The 18,263-nt window shown below is 60.4% G+C and carries 16 protein-coding genes; 6 read left to right on the top strand and 10 right to left on the bottom strand.

Annotated features, from left to right (window positions below):
• Nucleotides 1-2 precede the first annotated feature (2 nt).
• The 4 genes from BUE92_RS26830 to BUE92_RS26810 all read right to left on the bottom strand — a co-directional run bounded on the left by BUE92_RS26830 (nt 3) and on the right by BUE92_RS26810 (nt 3,161).
• A complete protein-coding gene (locus BUE92_RS26830; RefSeq protein WP_073527129.1) occupies nt 3-1,280 on the bottom strand; it encodes an OmpP1/FadL family transporter in 1,278 nt (425 codons plus the stop codon).
• Between the two features lie 145 nt (nt 1,281-1,425).
• Nucleotides 1,426-1,908: a hypothetical protein gene (locus BUE92_RS26825; protein ID WP_073527128.1), complete on the bottom strand. Its 483-nt coding sequence runs from the start codon at nt 1,906-1,908 to the stop codon at nt 1,426-1,428.
• Nucleotides 1,909-2,187: 279 nt separating this feature from the next.
• Nucleotides 2,188-2,412: a hypothetical protein gene (locus BUE92_RS26820; protein ID WP_003193022.1), complete on the bottom strand. Its 225-nt coding sequence runs from the start codon at nt 2,410-2,412 to the stop codon at nt 2,188-2,190.
• A gap of 443 nt (nt 2,413-2,855) precedes the next feature.
• On the bottom strand, nt 2,856-3,161 hold the full coding sequence (locus BUE92_RS26810) for a hypothetical protein (RefSeq protein WP_073527127.1): 306 nt from the start codon (nt 3,159-3,161) through the stop codon (nt 2,856-2,858).
• A gap of 458 nt (nt 3,162-3,619) precedes the next feature.
• Here BUE92_RS26810 and BUE92_RS26805 point away from each other — a divergent pair, with 458 nt between their 5' ends.
• Both BUE92_RS26805 and rmuC read left to right on the top strand, forming a co-directional pair.
• Complete coding sequence (locus tag BUE92_RS26805) at nt 3,620-3,943, top strand: hypothetical protein (protein ID WP_073527126.1); 324 nt, start codon at nt 3,620-3,622, stop codon at nt 3,941-3,943.
• A gap of 175 nt (nt 3,944-4,118) precedes the next feature.
• Nucleotides 4,119-5,483: a DNA recombination protein RmuC gene (rmuC, locus tag BUE92_RS26800; protein ID WP_169918249.1), complete on the top strand. Its 1,365-nt coding sequence runs from the start codon at nt 4,119-4,121 to the stop codon at nt 5,481-5,483.
• Nucleotides 5,484-5,592: 109 nt separating this feature from the next.
• On the opposite strand, the gene BUE92_RS26795 is transcribed toward rmuC, so the two are convergent.
• From BUE92_RS26795 to BUE92_RS26785, 3 genes are all read right to left on the bottom strand, one after another.
• Nucleotides 5,593-9,063, bottom strand: coding sequence for a hybrid sensor histidine kinase/response regulator (locus BUE92_RS26795; RefSeq protein WP_073527125.1), 3,471 nt, complete (start codon nt 9,061-9,063; stop codon nt 5,593-5,595).
• A 119-nt stretch (nt 9,064-9,182) separates the two neighbouring features.
• Entirely contained in the window at nt 9,183-9,566 is a 384-nt protein-coding gene (locus BUE92_RS26790; protein ID WP_019818414.1) for a YbaN family protein, read from the bottom strand.
• Nucleotides 9,567-9,586: 20 nt separating this feature from the next.
• Nucleotides 9,587-10,174, bottom strand: a complete 588-nt coding sequence (locus BUE92_RS26785; RefSeq protein ID WP_044268462.1) for a UPF0149 family protein — start codon at nt 10,172-10,174, stop codon at nt 9,587-9,589.
• A 276-nt stretch (nt 10,175-10,450) separates the two neighbouring features.
• Between BUE92_RS26785 and recQ the strand changes: the two genes are divergently transcribed.
• Nucleotides 10,451-12,580 (top strand): DNA helicase RecQ, encoded by a 2,130-nt coding sequence (gene recQ, locus BUE92_RS26780; protein WP_073527124.1) that lies wholly within the window; start codon nt 10,451-10,453, stop codon nt 12,578-12,580.
• Between the two features lie 121 nt (nt 12,581-12,701).
• Nucleotides 12,702-13,136, top strand: a complete 435-nt coding sequence (locus BUE92_RS26775) for a MarR family transcriptional regulator (protein WP_003193007.1) — start codon at nt 12,702-12,704, stop codon at nt 13,134-13,136.
• Between the two features lie 132 nt (nt 13,137-13,268).
• Here the strand turns inward: BUE92_RS26775 and BUE92_RS26770 are convergent, their stop codons facing one another.
• The gene (locus BUE92_RS26770; RefSeq protein WP_073527123.1) at nt 13,269-15,458 is read right to left on the bottom strand and encodes a patatin-like phospholipase family protein; all 2,190 of its coding nucleotides are present in this window, start codon (nt 15,456-15,458) and stop codon (nt 13,269-13,271) included.
• Nucleotides 15,459-15,541: 83 nt separating this feature from the next.
• Here BUE92_RS26770 and BUE92_RS26765 point away from each other — a divergent pair, with 83 nt between their 5' ends.
• Nucleotides 15,542-15,829 carry a SelT/SelW/SelH family protein gene (locus BUE92_RS26765; RefSeq protein ID WP_073527233.1) on the top strand — a complete coding sequence of 96 codons (288 nt, stop codon included), beginning with the start codon at nt 15,542-15,544 and terminating at the stop codon, nt 15,827-15,829.
• A 32-nt stretch (nt 15,830-15,861) separates the two neighbouring features.
• On the opposite strand, the gene BUE92_RS26760 is transcribed toward BUE92_RS26765, so the two are convergent.
• Nucleotides 15,862-16,143, bottom strand: a complete 282-nt coding sequence (locus tag BUE92_RS26760; RefSeq protein WP_073527122.1) for a hypothetical protein — start codon at nt 16,141-16,143, stop codon at nt 15,862-15,864.
• Between the two features lie 130 nt (nt 16,144-16,273).
• A complete protein-coding gene (locus tag BUE92_RS26755) occupies nt 16,274-17,158 on the bottom strand; it encodes a DMT family transporter (protein ID WP_073527121.1) in 885 nt (294 codons plus the stop codon).
• Between the two features lie 142 nt (nt 17,159-17,300).
• On the opposite strand from BUE92_RS26755, the gene BUE92_RS26750 reads away from it, so the two are divergent.
• Complete coding sequence (locus tag BUE92_RS26750; protein WP_073527120.1) at nt 17,301-18,110, top strand: UDP-2,3-diacylglucosamine diphosphatase; 810 nt, start codon at nt 17,301-17,303, stop codon at nt 18,108-18,110.
• Nucleotides 18,111-18,263 lie beyond the last annotated feature (153 nt).

Here is an 18,263-nt window from a genome sequence, read left to right as displayed (position 1 = left end):
GGTTAGAACTTGTAGGTCATGCCCAAGCCGAAACCGTTGGCGCTGTTTTCATACTTGGCGTTGTAGCTGGCCAATTGGTTGGAGCGCGAAATCTTGACGTCCTCTTCCTTCAGGTAGGAGTAGGCCAGGTCGATGGTCATGTTATCCATGACCTGGTAGCCCAGGCCCAGGCTGAAGATAGTACGGTCGCCGGTCGGGATGCGCGGCGAGCGATCCGTGTTGTTGGTAGGCGACTGGTCGAATGTCAGGCCGGTACGCAGTACCACTTGTTTGGTGAGCTGGTACGAAGTACCCACGGCGTAGGCCCAGGTGTCGTGCCAGTTCTGGTCTTCCTTGATCGTGCCGACCAGGCCTGGGGCAAGCGCGCCTCCGGTAGCGGCGCTGACGCCTTCGTTCTTGACGGTGATGTCTTTCAGGCGGCTCCAGCGTGTCCAGGTCGCACCGGCATAGAGTTTCCATGCGTCGGTCAGGTCTTGAGTGACGGACAGGTCGTAGGACTCAGGTGTGTCGATTTTCAGCGAGGCGTCATAGCGGTTGCTGCGCAGGAACGGCGAGGTCGCTGTCGGTGCGGTGACTTCCGTGTGGCCGTCCAGCTTGTAGCTGACCTTGGAGTGGTAGGTCAGGCCGACACGGGTGGTATCGGTGGCCTGGACCAGCACGCCGATGTTGAAGCCCAGCGCGGTGTCGTCACCCTTGATCTTGATATTGGTGTCTGGCGCGCGAGGGTTCAGCGTCAGGTCCGATTCCAGGGTGCCAGCGATGCGGTTGATAGTCGGGCCAAAACCCACGGAAACGCGATCGTTGAAGGCGTAGCTGACGGTCGGTTGCAAGGTGATGACTTTCACTTCGCTCTTGCTGCCAAAGCCACGGCCCTGGAAGCCGCTTTCGTAGTCGGTCACCAGGCCGAACGGCGCATAGACGCCGAAGCCGACAGCCCACTGGTCGTTGAGTTTATTGGTGTAGAAACCGAAAGGCACGGCAGTGAACGGCACCATATCGCCTTTGTTGCTGCCAGCGGAGCGGCCGCTGACATTGCTGATATCGGTGGAGGCATCAATGGCTGCAACGCCACCGGTGATCTGTTGGCCTTCCAGGCGTGCCATACCGGCAGGGTTACCGAACACAGTGCTCGCATCATCGGCAGAAGAAGAGCGACCTGCGAAACCGGTACCCATCCCGCTGACGCTCTGTTCGTTGAGGGCAAAGCCGCTGGCGAACAGTTGGGAGGATGCCATGGCAACGGCGAGGCTAAGTGTGGTCTTGAGCATTACTTTTTTCATTATTAGAACTCCGTGTGATCACCGCTGCGGAAAGTATCAATAAATTTCACATCGCGCTATAGGCTGTAATGCGGGAGATAGAGCGGTTTTGTAGGACAATCCGACCAAGATTGCCGGTTTTTGCCGAATCTTGCAATTTGCCCGGTCAGCAAGCTGCCTGTTTCATGGGGCTTACACAGGTTTGCCACGCTTGGGTGAAATCTCGCAGGCGGCCTTGTGGATGGAATATTTCTTTCCAGATACGCGCCATGGCCAGCACATCGCCGGGTGGGGGTAGGGCAGGGCGCTGTTGTTCCACCAGCAACCAGGCGATGGCCGTGGCGTAGCGCAGGTTCACCGTCAACTCCAACTGAGGCGCGCTGAGGAACGCATGTTGGCTGGCCAGCCCGCGCACCAGGCTGGCGCGTTCCGGGTCCAGGGCCAGGTAGTCATCCCAGAGGGCGCGGTGGCGTGGTTCGGTGATGCTGTAGAGGCCATGGCCGCGCCGGTCATGCAGCGCCGAGCCCAGTTCTGACTGGCTGGCGGCAATGCCCAGCAGCAGGGATTCGGCTGTCGAGCTGTGACGGCCGAGGTACATCAGCGTCGGCCGGATCACATAACGACACAATTCACTGGCGGCAATACCCATACGAGCCTCAGTCCTTGCAAAGAGTGGACGAGCCTGAGAAGGGGAGCTTGGCAGCAATGAATCGGATCTCAGGCCCGTCGTAAGCGGATCATGCCGCTTGAGTTGAAGTGTAGTGTCATATTCCCGATGTAAAGGACTGTTTTTAAAACATCTTCTGCAATCGGTTATAACGTTTATATCGATTTGTACTTAGCGCCACGGACTCAAGCCCAAATTCCAGGCAATAAAAAACCCTGTTATTCAAACAGGGTTTTTTGAGGTTTCAGCGACGCGGGTCGATCAGGCGGTGAGTGCCTGACGGGTACGATCGATCACGGCCTGCAGCGGTTCTGCGCTGGAGTATTGATCGGGGTACAGGCGTTCGCTGTGACGAGCGATGCCGTGTTCGTTGACCAGGGTGAAGCTGAAGCAGCCTTTGCGAGCGGCCATGATCAGGCAGTTCATTGGGGCAAAAGCGTTGGTGAGGGTGCGAATGGCATCCTGAGTGTGGATTTGAGCGTTCATATTATTGGTGTTCCTACAAATGACACGGATAAGAACCGTGCAACGTTAAAACGTTCCAGTAACGCTGATCACCATTGATCAAACGAAGAACCCGACTGGAACAAAGCAGCCAGTTTGAAGCGCTATTGAATTAGGCGCGCTTGGGCTGGCAGGTAGGTACTTAGGAGGGCAGGCAACACAACAGGGGCAAAGGTTCTGGGCCCGGGGTGAAGATCCTGATCAATTTGCAGGTTGGTTCGGTCAGAGTATTGGAACTTCGCGACACCCTTTGCTTGTTCAAAGGCAGTGTCGTCGCAAGGAATACCTGGAAACCATCGAGGTGGCCGATCCCATGTGGTTCAGGGGACGTGTTCGACCAGAATTGACTTTCAGCTTGGTACTAACGCCGCGGATAGTAACGGATTGAAACAGGGAAGGGAAGGCCGATTGCAAAAAAACTTCGATCAGCCGCCGAGCAACTCGCGATAGACCAGCACGGTCATGGACGCGGCCAGTGCGCACCCCAGCCCGTAGGCGGCGAGCGTCAGTCGCAAGGACTGGCCGGTCTCGACCATATGGATCACCTCGCGCATGTCATTGATCCTTCCGTCACTGAGTTCGATACACAGGATCACAGCGGTAAAGGCGGCTGACAGCAAGATAGCAATGGCGAACAGTGCGCCGTCTGGAGAGGGGAGCGCGGCATTGATTCCCAGGGAGATCGCGCAGATGGCCAGTAGCAGCCCGGCGAATATCAGAATTCCTTTCATCGGCCCTACCTGGTTTGCATTGTCGGTGGCGCAGTGTGGCGAGCCGAGGCGGATTTGAAAAGCCCTCGGGTTTGCCCGGTCAGTAACATGTTTAACCGGAGTTGAATCAAAAAACGCCGACGATATAACCAGTCGATCGGGACTTGTGCACATTTGTGGCCAAGGGTGTAACCCTGCCGCCACTGATGTGCAAGTGCGCCCATTTGCCTGTAATCAAAATTTAAGTCAATGAAAAATCTCGCTTTTATTTATTGGTGAAAAAATCGTCAGTTTGACTGCGGCCCCCGTTCCATGGGGCTTTGCGCCTGTTCATGGGGGGTTGTCCACTGAGTTATCCACAGCTTCTGTGGATTGTCCCGAGCGCTTGCTCTAGGACGGGCGTGCACGGTTTTTTCAGCTTTACCTGTACGAAAAAAAGAGTAGAGTGGCGCGCCTTCCGTTCTGCCCCACAGTGCTATATGAAGTTTCGCTCAGTATCACCTTCTGTTACCGACACGCCCCAAACTGTTACCGCCCCCAAGCGTTTTTCCTTGAAGGTCGCTTTGTGGCTGCTCGATAGCCCCCGCTTGGGGCAGAGCACTAATATCAAGCATCTTGCCGGACGCTTGCTCAAGCAGCCCGCCCGGGAAGGCGTGGTGGCCGCCCAGAGTCGCCTTGGCCAACTGATGTGCCGTGAGTGCGGAAACGCCCGTGATCGGCGCATTGGCCATGATTTGTTGCGTTCGGCCGCTCGCGCCGGCGACCGTTGCGCCCAGCGCGAACTGGGCCAGGTCGAAGACTGAGCTGTCCTCCGGCGCTGGGCTTGGTTACCCTTGATCTTTTTCGGTGATGGCAGAAATGGTTATGGTGTTTGACTGGACCAGTATCGCCTTGGGTCTTGTGGGCGCAGCCGTGCCGCTACTGGCATTGTGCTGGCAACTCCAGCGGCGCCTGACCGCACGCACCACCGGCTGGGAGCTGCTGGAGGAACGCCTGGCGACCGCACAACTGGCCCAGGAAGGGCTCGCCGCCCAACTGGACGCCAGCCGCGATGAGATCAGTGACCTGAGCCAGGCCAATGCTGCCAAACAAGCCGACCTGGCGGCGCTGCGCCGTGAAGTCGAGTTGTTGCAGATCGACCGCGATAACGCCCGCGATGCCGCGCACGCCTGGAACCTCGACCGCAGCGCCAAAGAAACCGAACTGCGTCGCCTCGACGCCTTGGCCGCGGCCCTGAGCGCCGAATTGCGCGAGCAGCAAGAGAGCCATCAGCAACGCCTCACCGACCTGCAAGGCTCACGAGACGAACTGCGTGCGCAATTTGCCGAGTTGGCCGGCAAGATCTTCGACGAGCGTGAGCAACGCTTTGCCGAAACCAGCCAAGAACGCCTTGGTCAACTTCTGGACCCGCTCAAGGAACGTATCCAGTCGTTCGAGAAACGTGTCGAAGAAAGCTACCAGAACGAAGCCCGTGAGCGCTTTTCCCTGGCCAAAGAGCTTGAGCGCCTGCAGCAATTGAACCTGCGTTTGTCGGACGAAGCCACCAACCTGACCCGCGCCCTAAAGGGCCAGAAAACCCAGGGTAACTGGGGTGAGCTGATTCTTGAACGGGTGCTGGAGCATGCGGGCCTGGAGAAGGGCCGTGAGTACCAGACCCAGGTCAGCCTCAAAGGCCCGGATGGCGAGCGTTTCCAGCCTGACGTGCTGATTATGTTGCCGGGCGACAAGCAGGTGGTGGTCGACTCCAAGGTCAGCTTGACCGCCTATCAACAGTACGTCGCGGCGGATGACGAAGTGATTGGCCAGGCCGCCTTGAAGCAACACGTGCTGTCCCTGCGCAATCATGTCAAAGGCTTGGCCGGCAAGGACTACAAGCGCCTGGAGGGTTTGCACAGCCTGGATTTCGTGCTGCTGTTCGTACCGATCGAGGCCGCCTTTTCTGCCGCATTGCAGGCCGAGCCCAACCTGTTCCAGGAAGCCTTTGACCGCCATATCGTGATCGTCAGCCCTACGACTCTGCTCGCCACCCTGCGCGTGATCGACAGCCTGTGGAAGCAGGAGCGCCAGAGCCAGAACGCACGGGAAATTGCCGAGCGTGCCGGTTGGCTGTATGACAAGTTCGTGCTGTTTATCCAGGACCTGGACGAAGTGGGCAACCGGCTACAACAGTTGGACAAGGCCTACAGCGCGGCGCGCAACAAGCTGACGGATGGGCGTGGGAACCTGGTCAGCCGTACCGAGCAATTAAGGTTGCTCGGCGCCCGCGCCAGTAAGAGCTTGCCGGCGGATCTGCTGGAGCGGGCGATGACCGATTCGGATGGCGTGGCGCATCTCCCGGAATAAATACGGGGCTAAATTGTAGGAGCGAGCTTGCTCGCGAAAAACTCATAGGCGCCGCGTTTATTCAGGAAACACGCGTTATCGTTGACGTTTTTCGCGAGCAAGCTCGCTCCTACAGGGGCAGGTGTCTGCTCAATAGCGCCCGCAACGCCGCCGGCTTCACCGGTTTGGCCAAGTAATCCAACCCCGCCCCATGCACCTCGGCCACCATCTCCGGTCGCCCATCGGCGCTGATCACTACGCCGGGAATCGGCTCGGCCAGTTGCGCACGCAGCCAGCCCATCAACTCGGTACCGGTTTCGCCGTGGTCCAGGTGGTAATCCACCAACGCCAGTTGCGGGCGGATACCCTCGGCCAGCAATGCCGCGCATTCGGCCTGGTTGGCAGCCGTCCAGACTTCACAGCCCCAGCGCGTGAGCAGGCTGCGCATGCCGATCAGGATGCTGTCTTCGTTATCCACACACAGCACTCGTGCGCCACTCAAGGGCAGGCCGGTTTCTGCCGGCGCCTTGGGTTGCACGCTGGCCTGGTTACGGGCGAGCGGCACGCACACGCTGAAGACGCTGCCTTTGCCCGGCCAGGAGCGCACGCTCAGGCGATGGCCCAGCACGCGGCACAGGCCGTCGGCAATCGCCAGGCCCAGGCCCAGGCCCTTTTCGGCACGGGTCTGGTGGCTGTCCAGGCGCTTGAACTCTTCGAAGATCACCTTTTGTTTATCGGGCGCAATACCAGGACCGCGATCCCAGACCTCCAGGCAGAGTTCGCCCTTGCGACGACGTACGCCCAGCAGCACCGGGCCGTCGGCATAACGGAATGCATTGGTCAGAAAGTTCTGCAAAATACGCCGCAGCAGCTTGATGTCGCTGTCCATTCGCAAACGGCTGCCGCGCCAGCGGAAGCGCAAGTGTTGCTCCTGGGCCAGTGCCTTGAATTCTGCGCCCAGGGTGTCGAACAACTCGTTGAGGACAAAAGGCTGGCGTTGTGGATTGATCTTGCCGTTTTCCAGGCGCGAAATATCCAGCAAATCACTGATCAAGTCTTCAGCCGAGCGCAGCGAGCTGTCCAGGTGTTGCACCAACTGCCGAGCCTCGCCGGACAGGCCATCGGTCTGGTGGGAGAGGGCGGCGGAAAACAGCCGCGCAGCGTTCAGCGGTTGCATCAGGTCATGGCTCACTGCCGCCAGAAACCGCGTCTTCGACTGGCTGGCGGATTCGGCCACGCCCTTGGCGTCGGTGAGGGCCACGTTCAGTTGCGACAGTTCATGGGTGCGCTCGGTCACCCGCTGCTCAAGGCCCTCGTTGGCCTCGGTCAGCGCTTGTTCGGCTTCGCGGAACGCGGTGATGTCGGTGAAGCTCATGACAAACCCGCCGCCGGGCATCGGGTTGCCGATCAACTCGATCACCCGGCCATTGGGGAACAGGCGCTCGGAGGTGTGCGCACGCCCCTGGCGCATCCAGTGCAGGCGACGCGCCACGTGCACTTGCGCTTCGCCGGGGCCACACAGGCCGCGTTCGGCGTTGTAGCGAATGATGTCTGCAATCGGCCGGCCGACGCTGATCAAGCCGTCCGGATAGTTGAACAATTCCAGGTAGCGCCGGTTCCAGGCCACCAGCTTGAGCGACTGGTCCACCACGCTGATGCCCTGGGTGATGTTCTCAATGGCACCTTGCAACAGGGCGCGGTTGAACTGCAGCACTTCCGAGGCTTCGTCGGCGATACGGACCACGTCCTCCAGTTGCATTTCCCGCCCTTCAATCGCCGCTTTCACCACTGCCCGCGTCGAGGAGGCCCCGAGTACGCCGGCCAGCAAGCGTTCGGTGTGGGCGATCCAATCGTTATCGGCATTCTGGTTGGGGTTGAAGCCTTTGCCCTGGCGATAGGCGAAGCGAATAAAACTCTGCTGGGCCCGTTCTTCCCCGACGAAGCGTGCCGCCAGGCTGAGCAGGTCGCTGATCTGCACCGACAGCATGGAGCGCGCACTCGCACGCTGGCTGATTTCCTGGCCGATAAAACGGCCTGCCTGCCAGTGCTCGGAAACCCGTGTGCGCGACAGCATCGACACCCACACAAAGAGGGTGAAGTTACCTGCCAATGAAAACACGGTGCCCAAGGTCAGCGAGGTGACCGACAGCCCGAACGGGTGGGAGTGCATCCAGGTCAGGCCGGGGAAAAGGCTGAGCGACCAGCCCAGACTTTTCGCCGTCACCGGCAGTACCAAGGTGTAGAACCACAGGAAGGTGCCGGCTGCCAAGCCGGCAAACACCCCGCGCCGGTTGGCCTGCTTCCAATAGAGCGCACCGAGCATCGCCGGGGCCAGTTGGGTCACAGCGGCAAAGGCGATCTGGCCGATGGTCGCCAGGCTGGCGGTGGAGCCCAGCAGGCGGTAGCTCACGTACGCCAGCAGCAGGATGATCACAATGCTTACCCGGCGAACCGACAGCATCCAGTGGCGGAAGACTTCGAATGGCCGCTCGGCGCTGGAACGGCGCAACAGCCAGGGCAGCAGCATGTCGTTGGAGACCATGGTCGACAAGGCGATGCTCGCCACGATGACCATGCCGGTGGCCGCTGAAGCACCGCCAATGAATGCCAGCACGGCGAGGGCCGGATGGGCCTCGGCCATCGGCAGGCTGATCACATAGGAGTCCGGCAACACTGAGCTTGGCAGCAGCATCTTGCCGCCCAGGGCGATGGGCACCACGAACAGTGCCGCGAGGATCAAGTAAGCCGGGAACACCCACTTGGCCAGGCGCAAATCCTGGGGGTCGATGTTCTCCACCACCGTCACATGAAATTGTCGCGGCAGGCAGATGATCGCCATCATGGCGACGCCGGTCTGTACCACCATCGAAGGCCAGTTGATGGTCTCTTTCCAGTATTCCTCCAGGCGCGGGGCGAGCATCGCCTGGCTGAACAGATCGCCGAAACCGTCGTACAAGCCGTAGGTGACAAACGCACCGACGGCGAGAAAAGCGAACAGCTTGACCAGCGACTCAAAGGCAATCGCCAGCACCATGCCGCGATGGTGTTCGGTGGCGTCGAGGTTGCGTGTACCGAACACGATGGTAAACAGCGCCAATACCAGCGACACGATCAAGGCCGTGTCCTGGGCGCGGGTGCCGGTGGTGTCGGGGCCGGCGCCGATCAGCAGGTTCACGCCCAGCACGATGCCTTTGAGCTGCAGCGCGATATAGGGCAGCACGCCGACCAGGCAGATCAGCGCCACTACCACCGCCAGGGACTGGGACTTGCCGTAGCGGGCGGCGATAAAGTCGGCGATGGAGGTGATGTTTTCCTGCTTGCTGATCAGGATCATCTTTTGCAGCACCCAGGGTGCCAGCACCAGCAACAGCACAGGTCCCAGGTAGATCGGCAAGAATGCCCACAGTTGTTCGGCCGCTTGGCCTACGGCGCCGAAGAAGGTCCAACTGGTGCAGTACACCGCCAGCGACAGGCTATACACCCAGGCACGCACGCGCGGCGGCAGCGGCGCATGGCGGCGGTCACCGTAAAAGGCGATGGCAAACATAGTGGCCATATAGGCCAGGGCAACGGCGGCGATCAGCCCGCTGGACAGCGTCATGGTAACTCCGAGCATAAGAACACCCGGGCATTCCAGGCCCGGTTGGACAGTCTCGCATGATGCCTGGAGTTAGTCAGTGTCGACCAAGGTCGTGTGGGATCGAATGTCGCAGGTGGCGCTCAGCGTGGCGGCAGGGTTTTCTGGCGCAGGATGTAGATCGTCACCAGCACCGCACTGGTCAGCATAAAGCCCCGGGCCCATGGCAGTGGTACCAGGTAGCAGGAAATCGAGATGCTCAGCCACATCAAGCCGATGGCGTAGACCTTGCCTTTGAGCGGGATGCCATTGCCGTCCAGGTAATCGCGCACCCAGGGTCCCAGGCGGGGGTGTTCCACCAGCCAGTGGTAGAAGCGCGGGGAGCTGCGAGCGAAGCAGGCGGCGGCGAGTAGCAGGAAGGGTGTGGTCGGCAATACCGGCAGGAAAATACCGATGACTCCCAGCGCTACGCTTAGCCAGCCGATGGCCAGCAGCGCATAGCGCAGGAGCAGTGGACGGTTGCCCATGGGTGCCACGGGCAAGCGACTCAGTGGTGGCGTGGCTTGAGGATCGCCGGTTTTTCGTCAGGCGCGTTGCACAGCAGGTACAGCGCGGTCAGGGCTTCCGGGATCTGCACGATCATGTCGTCCATCAGGTTGGCGTCGGCGGCGATGTCGGAGAACTCTGCCTCCTCTTCGAACAGGCCCGAACCGACCATGATCGGCAGCAGCATTTCGCTGACTTCTTCTTCGGCGGTTTCGAACCAGGCGGCTTCGCGCAGGAACACGCCTTCCATGAAGCCGATGCACCAGCCGCGCAGGTCGGAGTCATCCGGATCGTCGCCCAGGTCCAGCTCACACGGCAGCTCGAACTCTTCGTCGGAGGCCAGTTGGCGCGCGATGTGCGCCTTGAGGGCGAGCAGGGTGGATTCGATTTCTTCGCGCTGGGCGTCGTCGCTGTAATGAGGCTCTTCAGCGAACAGCGCGTCGATCCATTCACGGTCCGGGACGGGGTCGGAGCAGATCGACAGGGCGGTCAGGTAGCCGTGGGCGGCCACGTAGTCCAGCGCCTCGTCATGCAGCTCATCGGCGTCGAGGAAGGCTTGCAGGCGGGTTAGTTGCTCAGCGAAGGACATTGAAGGGCTACCTTGGGAATAAACGATGCTGAATTCTAGGCTTTCTTGAGCGCCCAGGCCAGCCGCACCGCACATTTGCCCGGTTTTAGCCTGGTGCGTCTATTCGTCAGTCGCGCCCTTTGGCGGATAACGCTCGGGTATACTGCCGCGTTTTGTGATGCCCCTGCAGGCCCACCGCCAATCCGGGAAAACTTCGCTTACGGATTATTTTTCGTGAACGCGGATTTTTTCGGCCAGCCTGTATAGAGGGATTTCGGCACCATTTTGGAGTTTTACATGCTCGAGCAGGCTCAACGCGTCCTCAAGGACATCTTCGGCTACGACAGTTTTCGTGGCCGTCAGGGTGCGATCATTGAGCGCGTGGCCAGTGGCGGCGATGCCCTGGTGCTGATGCCTACCGGTGGCGGCAAGTCGCTGTGCTTCCAGGTGCCGGCGCTGTTGCGCAATGGCCTGGCCGTGGTGGTGTCGCCGCTGATTGCGTTGATGGACGACCAGGTCGCCACCCTTGAAGAACTCGGTGTCGCCGCCGCGTCGTTGAACTCCACCCTCAGTGCCGAGCAGCAGCGCGACCTGGCCGCACGCATCAAGCGTGGCGAGGTGAAAATGCTTTACCTGGCGCCGGAGCGCCTCGTGCAGCCACGCATGCTGGCCTTTTTGCAGAGCCTTGAGATCGCTCTGTTCGCCATCGACGAAGCCCACTGTGTGTCGCAATGGGGTCACGATTTCCGCCGCGAATACCTGCAGCTTGGCCAATTGGCAGAACTGTTTCCCGATGTACCGCGTATCGCTCTGACCGCCACCGCCGACAAGCGGACCCGCGAAGAGATCGTCGAGCGCCTGCATTTGCAGAACGCCGAGCGCTTCCTGTCGAGTTTTGACCGGCCCAATATTTTCTACCGAATCGTGCCCAAGGAGCAGCCGCGCAAGCAGTTGCTGGCGTTCCTGTCCGAGCGGCGCAGTGACGCGGGCATCGTGTATTGCCTGTCGCGCAAGAAGGTCGACGAGGTCGCGGCGTTCCTCTGTGAACAAGGCTACCCGGCACTGCCTTACCATGCCGGCCTGCCCAATGAAACGCGATCAGCGCACCAGAAGCGCTTCCTGAACGAGGAAGGCCTGATCATGGTGGCGACCATTGCCTTTGGCATGGGTATCGACAAATCCAACGTGCGTTTCGTGGCGCACATGGACCTGCCCAAGTCCCTTGAGGCCTATTACCAGGAAACCGGGCGTGCCGGCCGCGATGGCCTGCCAGCGGATGCCTGGATGGTCTACGGCCTGCAAGACGTGGTGATGCTCAAGCAGATGCTGCAGAACTCCGAGGGCGACGAGCGCCACAAGCGTCTGGAACAGCACAAGCTCGACGCCATGCTCTCGTTGTGCGAAGAGACCCGCTGCCGCCGCCAGACCCTGCTGGCGTATTTCGACGAAGACATGCCTGAGCCCTGCGGCCACTGCGATAACTGCATCGATGGCGTGCAAACCTGGGACGCCACCGAGCCGGCGCGCCAGGCGTTGTCGACGATCTATCGCACCGGTCAGCGTTACGGCGTGGGCCATCTGGTGGATGTGTTGCTGGGCAAGGACAACGAGAAAGTCCGCAGCTTCGGCCACGAAAAACTGTCGGTGTACGGTGTCGGCAAAGCCCGCGCCGAAGGTGAGTGGCGTTCGTTGTTTCGCCAGATGGTTGCCCGTGGGCTTGTCGACATCGATATCGAAGGCTACGGCGGGCTGCGCCTGAATGACAGTTGCCGGCCGTTGCTCAAGGGCGAAGTGAGCCTCCAGCTGCGCCGTGACCTCAAGCCGCAGACCACCGCCAAAAGTAGCAGCACCAGCCAGGCCAGCCAACTGGTGCGGGGTGAAGAGCGCGAACAATGGGAAGCCTTGCGCACCCTGCGGCGCAAACTGGCGCAGGAGCACAGCGTGCCACCCTACGTTATCTTCCCCGACTCCACCTTGCTGGAGATGCTCCGCGAGCAGCCCACCACCATGGCCGAGATGGCCCGGGTCAGCGGCGTGGGCGCACGCAAACTGGAGCGCTACGGCCAGGCCTTCCTGGAAGTGCTCGGTGGCCAGGCCGAAGCGCCGAAGGAAATCGCCGATATTCGCCACGAACTGATCAGCCTGGCCCGTGCCGGCATGACCCCGATCCAGATCGCTGGCCAACTGCAATGCTCGGAAAAAAACGTGTATACCTTGCTCGCCGAAGCCATTGGCAAGCAGCAATTGTCCCTGGAGCAGGCCCTTGATTTGCCTGAGGATTTGCTCGGTGAAATCCAGGATGCCTTTCTCGATGGAGAAGGCCAATTGCCGGCCGTCACCGAAATTGCGCCGTTGTTTACCGGGCGTGTTCCGGAAGGCGTTTTGTACTGCGTGCGTGCCGCTTTGCAGTCTGAATTCGAAATTTAGTGTGCCAATTACGACAATGTAACGAATCAGTACATACCGGGCCTTGCCTACAGGCAGGGCTCATGCTTAGCTGACTAATAATTAGCCATACTTTATTTTCAGTCTTAAACATGAGTTTTTTATGCCGTTAACCGATCAACACCGTTTTGGCATGCAGTTGGCGCAAATGTCGCGAGGTTGGCGCGCCGAACTGGACCGCCGCCTGGCGGGGCTAGGCTTGTCCCAGGCGCGCTGGTTGGTGCTGCTGCACTTGGCCCGTTTTGTGGAAGCACCCACCCAGCGTGAATTGGCCCAAAGTGTCGGCGTGGAAGGGCCTACCCTGGCCCGTCTGCTCGACAGCCTGGAAGGCCAGGGCCTGGTGCAACGCCAAGCCGTGGTGGAAGACCGCCGGGCCAAACGTATCCTGCTGTGCGATACCGCCCAACCGCTGATCGACCAGATCGAAACCATCGCCACGGCGTTGCGCCATGAATTGTTCGTGGGCGTGAATGAAGAAGACCTGCGGGTGTGCATGCGGGTGCATGAGCACATTTTGGCGAACCTGGAAAAGTCCTGATCTGCAATTCGCCGAGGATCAAAATGTGGGAGCGGGCTTGCTCGCGAATGCGGTGTGTCAGTCAGCACATTCATTGATTGGTATACCGTATTCGCGAGCAAGCCCGCTCCCACATTTGATTTGCGCAGAGTTTTAGAACGTCTGGCCCAGGTTCAAGTACACCGCCTTCTGATTATCATCATTGAACCCATAGCTGAAATTCAGCGGCCCCAGTGGTGTATCAAACCCCAGGAAAATACTCGCGGCGTTGATATAGCCGCTGTCGAACTCGTTATCGTTGTTCCACGCCCGGCCCCGTTCCAGGGATGCACCCAGGTACAACGGGAAGTCCAGCGGCAGGTAGGAGCGCGGGGTGAGCCTGCGGAAGTACACCGCGCGCATCAGGCTGATGTTCTGTCCCGAAATCGCATCCTGGCGAAAGCCCGACAATTGCCGCGCCCCACCCAGCAGGAAGCTGGAGATCACCACATCCGAGTTATCCAGGGTGCGTCCATAACGACCGCCGAGTATGAGGGTGTCCGGGCCATGGCTCATGGCCTTGTCCAGTTTGAACTCCCACTGACGATAGCGCTGGTCCGAACCCAGGCCAGGTTCGAACTCGCGAAAGGCCAGGCCGATGTCCTCACCGCTGTGGGGGAAGTACACGTTGTCGAGGGAGTCGAAGGAATATTTAAGCTCATAGAAGCCTTCGCTGAAGCTTACGCTCGGCAGGTCGCGGTCGCCGATCCGCACATCCGCCTTGCCCCACGCCTCACCTACGCCAAAGCGGATCTCGCCGCTGTTGCCGATCTGTCGGCCCACATTCAGACCAAAGCCATAGCGTTCCAGGCGGTATTCGGAGATGGGGTCGTTGTCCAGGATCAACTCGACGTTCTGTGCCTCGGCCCTGATGTAGGGGGCGACGAAGTAGCGCGAGCCGGTGTCCATCGGTTGGTAGAACTCGCTGTACAGCTCTTGCCGATCACCGATCTGTACCCGCGTGAGCCACTCTGCGCCGAGGCGGTTGATACCGTTCACGCGATAACTGGCGCCGAGGTTGAAGGCGCTGTCGCCGCGCATGTCGTCCGACAGGTTCAAGCCCAGGCGCAGGTAATCGGTGCCGCTGCGCTTGCCGCGTGCGCTGATCACCAGGGTGTTGTCCTGGCCTTTTTTAACCACGCGGTATTGCACCTGCTCGAAGTAATCCAGGCCGTACAGGGTGCCCATGTCCGATTGCAGGCGGCCCAGGTTCAACGGTTCTCCCAACCCTTGGCGAATGTAGTAGCGGATAACGTCATCGCTGACCTTGGAGTCGTTCTCCACCTGGATCGCAGTGATCACCGGGGTGCGTTCGCCCGGCGTGCGTGCGGCTATCAGGTCGGCGTCGATGGGTTCGGCAGGGCGCAGGTGTGCCAGGCGTACGTCGAGGGCGCGGGTGGCGCGGTAGCCGGCGTCGATCATGTCCTTGGCGCGGCCGAAATCGGTGACGCCATAAGCCGCCAGCGGCGGTTGGATCAACACGTCCTTGGGGTACAGGGCTTTGAGTTGCTCCTCGGAGTTGCGCCGGGTCATCAGGGTGATGGACTGGTTGAGCACGTCCACCACGGTGGCCAGTTGCTTGCGCGAGCGCAGCGGGGTGCCGATGTCGACCACAATGGCGATATCGACGCCCATCTCCCGCGCCACGTCCAGCGGGATATTGTCGGTCATGCCGCCGTCCACCAGCAGGCGGCCATCCAGCTCCACGGGGGCGAACACCGCGGGGATCGACATGCTGGCGCGTATCACCTGGGGCAGGTGGCCTTTGCTGAACACCACTTTTTCGCCGGTGGTGATGTCGGTGGCCACGGCACGGAAGGGGATCGGCAGCTTGTCGAAGTTACGCGTGTTGCTGCTGTGGGCGAACATGCTCTCCAGCAGCAGCGCCAGGTTCTGGCCCTGGATCACGCCCAGCGGCAGGCCGAGGCTGCCATCGTCGCGGAAACTGAGTTTTTGTTTGACCAGGAAATCCCGGTCATCCTGTTTGCGCCGAAACGGTACGTCTTCACGCGGTGGCGCGTCGGACAGGGCCTGCTGCCAGTCGATCCCCAGCGCCAGCTTTTCCAACTCGTCGATCTTGTAGCCCGACGCGTACAACCCGCCAATCACCGCGCCCATGCTGGTGCCGGCAATCGCATCGATATGAATACCTTGCTCTTCAAGTGCCTTGAGCACACCGATATGCGCCAGGCCACGGGCGGCACCACCGGACAGCACCAGGCCGATTTTTGGGCGGGAGGCTTCTACCGCGTCGGCAAGTAGGGGAACAAGGCACAGGAACAGGCAAGACAGCAGGCGGCGCATCATCAATCTCGTGGCTGGGCGACAAAGGCCGCTATTATAGCCACCCGATTCGCTGAGCCTGTTACGCCAGGAGCCGCTTAATGATGTCTGCATGCAAACCCGAGATCGTGATCACCTATTGCACCCAGTGCCAATGGTTGCTGCGCGCAGCGTGGCTGGCCCAGGAATTGCTTAGTACGTTTGCCGATGACCTGGGGCGCGTGGCGCTGGAGCCGGCAACCGGCGGGGCCTTTCGCATCACCTGCGATGGCGTGCAGATTTGGGAGCGCAAGGCCGATGGCGGTTTTCCCGAGGCCAAGGTGCTCAAGCAGCGAGTGCGCGACCAGATTGATCCCGAGCGCGACCTGGGCCATAACGATCGTACGCAATGAGGGCCACCGCCGCTGGGCGGTGACCTCTATCGCTATTTGGCGGCGAGCTTTTGCTTGATAAAGCCGACGACCCAGGTCAATACCAGCCCACCGACACCACCGCCGACAATATTGCTGCCGACTGCGGCCACATCCAGTGCTTCGCCGCCGGTGGTGCCGGTGAGTGCGGCGACAATCTGGCCCAGCACCAGGCCACCGACCCCGCCGAGAACAGTATTGAGCCCAGCTCCCTGGCCTTGTTTGGTCATGCCGGCGATGTTACCGCCGACGGCACCGCTGATAATCTGGACCAGCACGCTGATGAGCATTTCCATGATAAAGCTCCTGCATCGCATTGAGGGATGACCACTCGCTTGCAGCAACTTCAGAAAACACCATGGCTGTCGTCGAGGAGTCTTTATCCGTTGAACGACTACAGACTGTTGCGGACGTTTAAAGTATAGATCAGGCTGTGGCTGCCGGCTGTTTGGCCTGGCTGGCACTGCCCATCAGGCCGGAAAGCACGATGGCGACAATGATCAAGGCGCCGCCCAGCAGCATGCGCAAGGTTGGGGTTTCGGCAAACAGCAGCCAGGCCACGGTGATGCCGTAGACCGGTTCCATGGCAAACACCACCGAGGCGGTGCGTGCCTTGATCACGGCGAGGCTGGCGACAAACAGGCTGTGGGCCAGGCCGGTACAAAACACCCCCAGCAGCCCGATCCACAGCCAGTCGATTGCACGCACATCCGCCAGCCCCGGCGCGGCCACGGGCAGCAGGCAGGCGGCAACTACGACGTTCTGGCACAGCGCGGCCTGTACCGCAGGAATGCGCCCGGAACTGGCGCGATTGTTCAGCGACAACAACGAGAACAACAGCCCCGAGGCGATGCCCCACAGCAGGCCGCCCGTGGCCTCGCTGGCGAGATTGAAATCCGGGGTCACAAGCACCAGGCCAACGGTGACCAGCACCACCAGCAGCACTTCATTGGCGCGAATGCGCTCGCGGAAGATCAGCCCTTCAAGGATCACGGTAAAGGCCGGAAAGGCGGTGAACCCCAGGGTCGCCACGGCCACGCCGGCGACTTTGACGGCGATAAAGAACGTCACCCAATGGGCGGCCAGCAAGACGCCGCTGACCAGCAGGCGACGCCAGTCGCGCATCTGCAGTTTCTTCCAGGGCGCATTACTCGCAAAGCGGGCAAATACCGTCAGGGCGAGCACAGCGAAAGCGGCGCGACCAAACACGATGATGGCGGGGGAGGCGGCTGCGAGTTTGCCGAATACGCCGGTAAGGCCAAACATCAGTGCGCCGATATGCAGGGCGCCGAGGGCTGAGCGGGGAGTCATTGCGATCCTTAGCAGCAGGGGGGGCAGGGCGGTAGTCTACAACGCTTGTCGGCGAGTGCGCTGTCATCAGTCTGACTCACAGTTGTCATGGGCTATTAATCGCCAAGGCGCAAGCTCGCCAAAACAGCGTCGAGGGATGCCCATGACCCGTGCCGAGTTCACCAAGCCCAGCCGCAAGCAACGGGTGCGAACCCTGTGGATTTCCGACGTACACCTGGGCACTCGGGACTGCCAGGCCGAACACCTGTCGCACTTTCTCAAGGGCTACCACGCCGACAAGGTCTACCTGGTCGGTGACATCATCGACGGTTGGAAAATGCGCGGTGGCATGTATTGGCCTCAAGCCCATACCAACGTGATCCGCCGCTTGCTGACCATGGCCAAGCGTGGCACCGAGGTGATCTATGTCACCGGCAACCATGACGAGTTCCTGCGTCGCTATTCAAAGCTGATCCTGGGCAATATCCAGTTGGTCGATGAGGCTGTACACGTCACCGCCGATGGCCGCCATTTGCTGGTGATTCATGGCGACCAGTTTGATGTGATCACGCGCTATCACCGCTGGCTCGCTTTCCTTGGCGACTCGGCCTACGAGTTCACCCTCACGTTGAACCGCTGGCTGAACCACTGGCGTGCGCGGTATGGCTACGGTTACTGGTCGCTGTCGGCGTACCTGAAGCACAAGGTCAAGACGGCGGTGAGTTTTATCAGCGATTTCGAAGAGGCGATTGCCCACGAAGTGACCAAGCGGGAATTGCACGGGGTGGTGTGCGGGCATATTCATCATGCCGAGATTCGCAAGGTGGGCGAGGTGGATTACCTCAACTGTGGGGATTGGGTGGAGTCGTGCACGGCCCTGATCGAGCACTGGGATGGGCATATCGAGTTGTATCGGTTGGCGGATGCGCAGGCCAGGGAAGCCCAACTCAAGGCTGAGCTGGTCACTGGCTAAAAACCAGCTCGATTGAATGGCCTTAAGGCTTTTGTAGGAGCGAGCTTGCTCGCGAGAAACTCATAGGCGCCGCGTTTATTCAGGATGCACGCGTCATCGTTGAGGTTCTTCGCGAGCCAGCTCGCTCCTACAGAGGGCGTGGGGCAACCGCCA

The sequence above is a fragment of the Pseudomonas fluorescens genome (assembly GCF_001902145.1).
Classification (GTDB): Bacteria; Pseudomonadota; Gammaproteobacteria; order Pseudomonadales; family Pseudomonadaceae; genus Aquipseudomonas; species Aquipseudomonas fluorescens_BV.
The sequence above is the reverse complement of the archived record's forward strand: the minus strand, read 5'-3'. Positions and strand labels throughout refer to the sequence as shown.

Bases quoted from the DNA above. Each gene is read 5' to 3' on its own strand.
- recQ (WP_073527124.1), top strand. From the start codon at position 10,451: ATGCTCGAGCAGGCTCAACGCGTCCTCAAGGACATCTTCGGCTACGAC.
- BUE92_RS26775 (WP_003193007.1), top strand. From the start codon at position 12,702: ATGCCGTTAACCGATCAACACCGTTTTGGCATGCAGTTGGCGCAAATG.
- BUE92_RS26825 (WP_073527128.1), bottom strand. From the start codon at position 1,908: ATGGGTATTGCCGCCAGTGAATTGTGTCGTTATGTGATCCGGCCGACG.
- BUE92_RS26795 (WP_073527125.1), bottom strand. From the start codon at position 9,063: ATGACGCTGTCCAGCGGGCTGATCGCCGCCGTTGCCCTGGCCTATATG.
- BUE92_RS26830 (WP_073527129.1), bottom strand. From the start codon at position 1,280: ATGAAAAAAGTAATGCTCAAGACCACACTTAGCCTCGCCGTTGCCATG.
- BUE92_RS26785 (WP_044268462.1), bottom strand. From the start codon at position 10,174: ATGTCCTTCGCTGAGCAACTAACCCGCCTGCAAGCCTTCCTCGACGCC.
- BUE92_RS26765 (WP_073527233.1), top strand. From the start codon at position 15,542: ATGTCTGCATGCAAACCCGAGATCGTGATCACCTATTGCACCCAGTGC.
- BUE92_RS26755 (WP_073527121.1), bottom strand. From the start codon at position 17,158: ATGACTCCCCGCTCAGCCCTCGGCGCCCTGCATATCGGCGCACTGATG.
- BUE92_RS26805 (WP_073527126.1), top strand. From the start codon at position 3,620: ATGAAGTTTCGCTCAGTATCACCTTCTGTTACCGACACGCCCCAAACT.
- BUE92_RS26760 (WP_073527122.1), bottom strand. From the start codon at position 16,143: ATGGAAATGCTCATCAGCGTGCTGGTCCAGATTATCAGCGGTGCCGTC.
- BUE92_RS26770 (WP_073527123.1), bottom strand. From the start codon at position 15,458: ATGCGCCGCCTGCTGTCTTGCCTGTTCCTGTGCCTTGTTCCCCTACTT.
- BUE92_RS26810 (WP_073527127.1), bottom strand. From the start codon at position 3,161: ATGAAAGGAATTCTGATATTCGCCGGGCTGCTACTGGCCATCTGCGCG.
- BUE92_RS26820 (WP_003193022.1), bottom strand. From the start codon at position 2,412: ATGAACGCTCAAATCCACACTCAGGATGCCATTCGCACCCTCACCAAC.
- BUE92_RS26750 (WP_073527120.1), top strand. From the start codon at position 17,301: ATGACCCGTGCCGAGTTCACCAAGCCCAGCCGCAAGCAACGGGTGCGA.
- BUE92_RS26790 (WP_019818414.1), bottom strand. From the start codon at position 9,566: ATGGGCAACCGTCCACTGCTCCTGCGCTATGCGCTGCTGGCCATCGGC.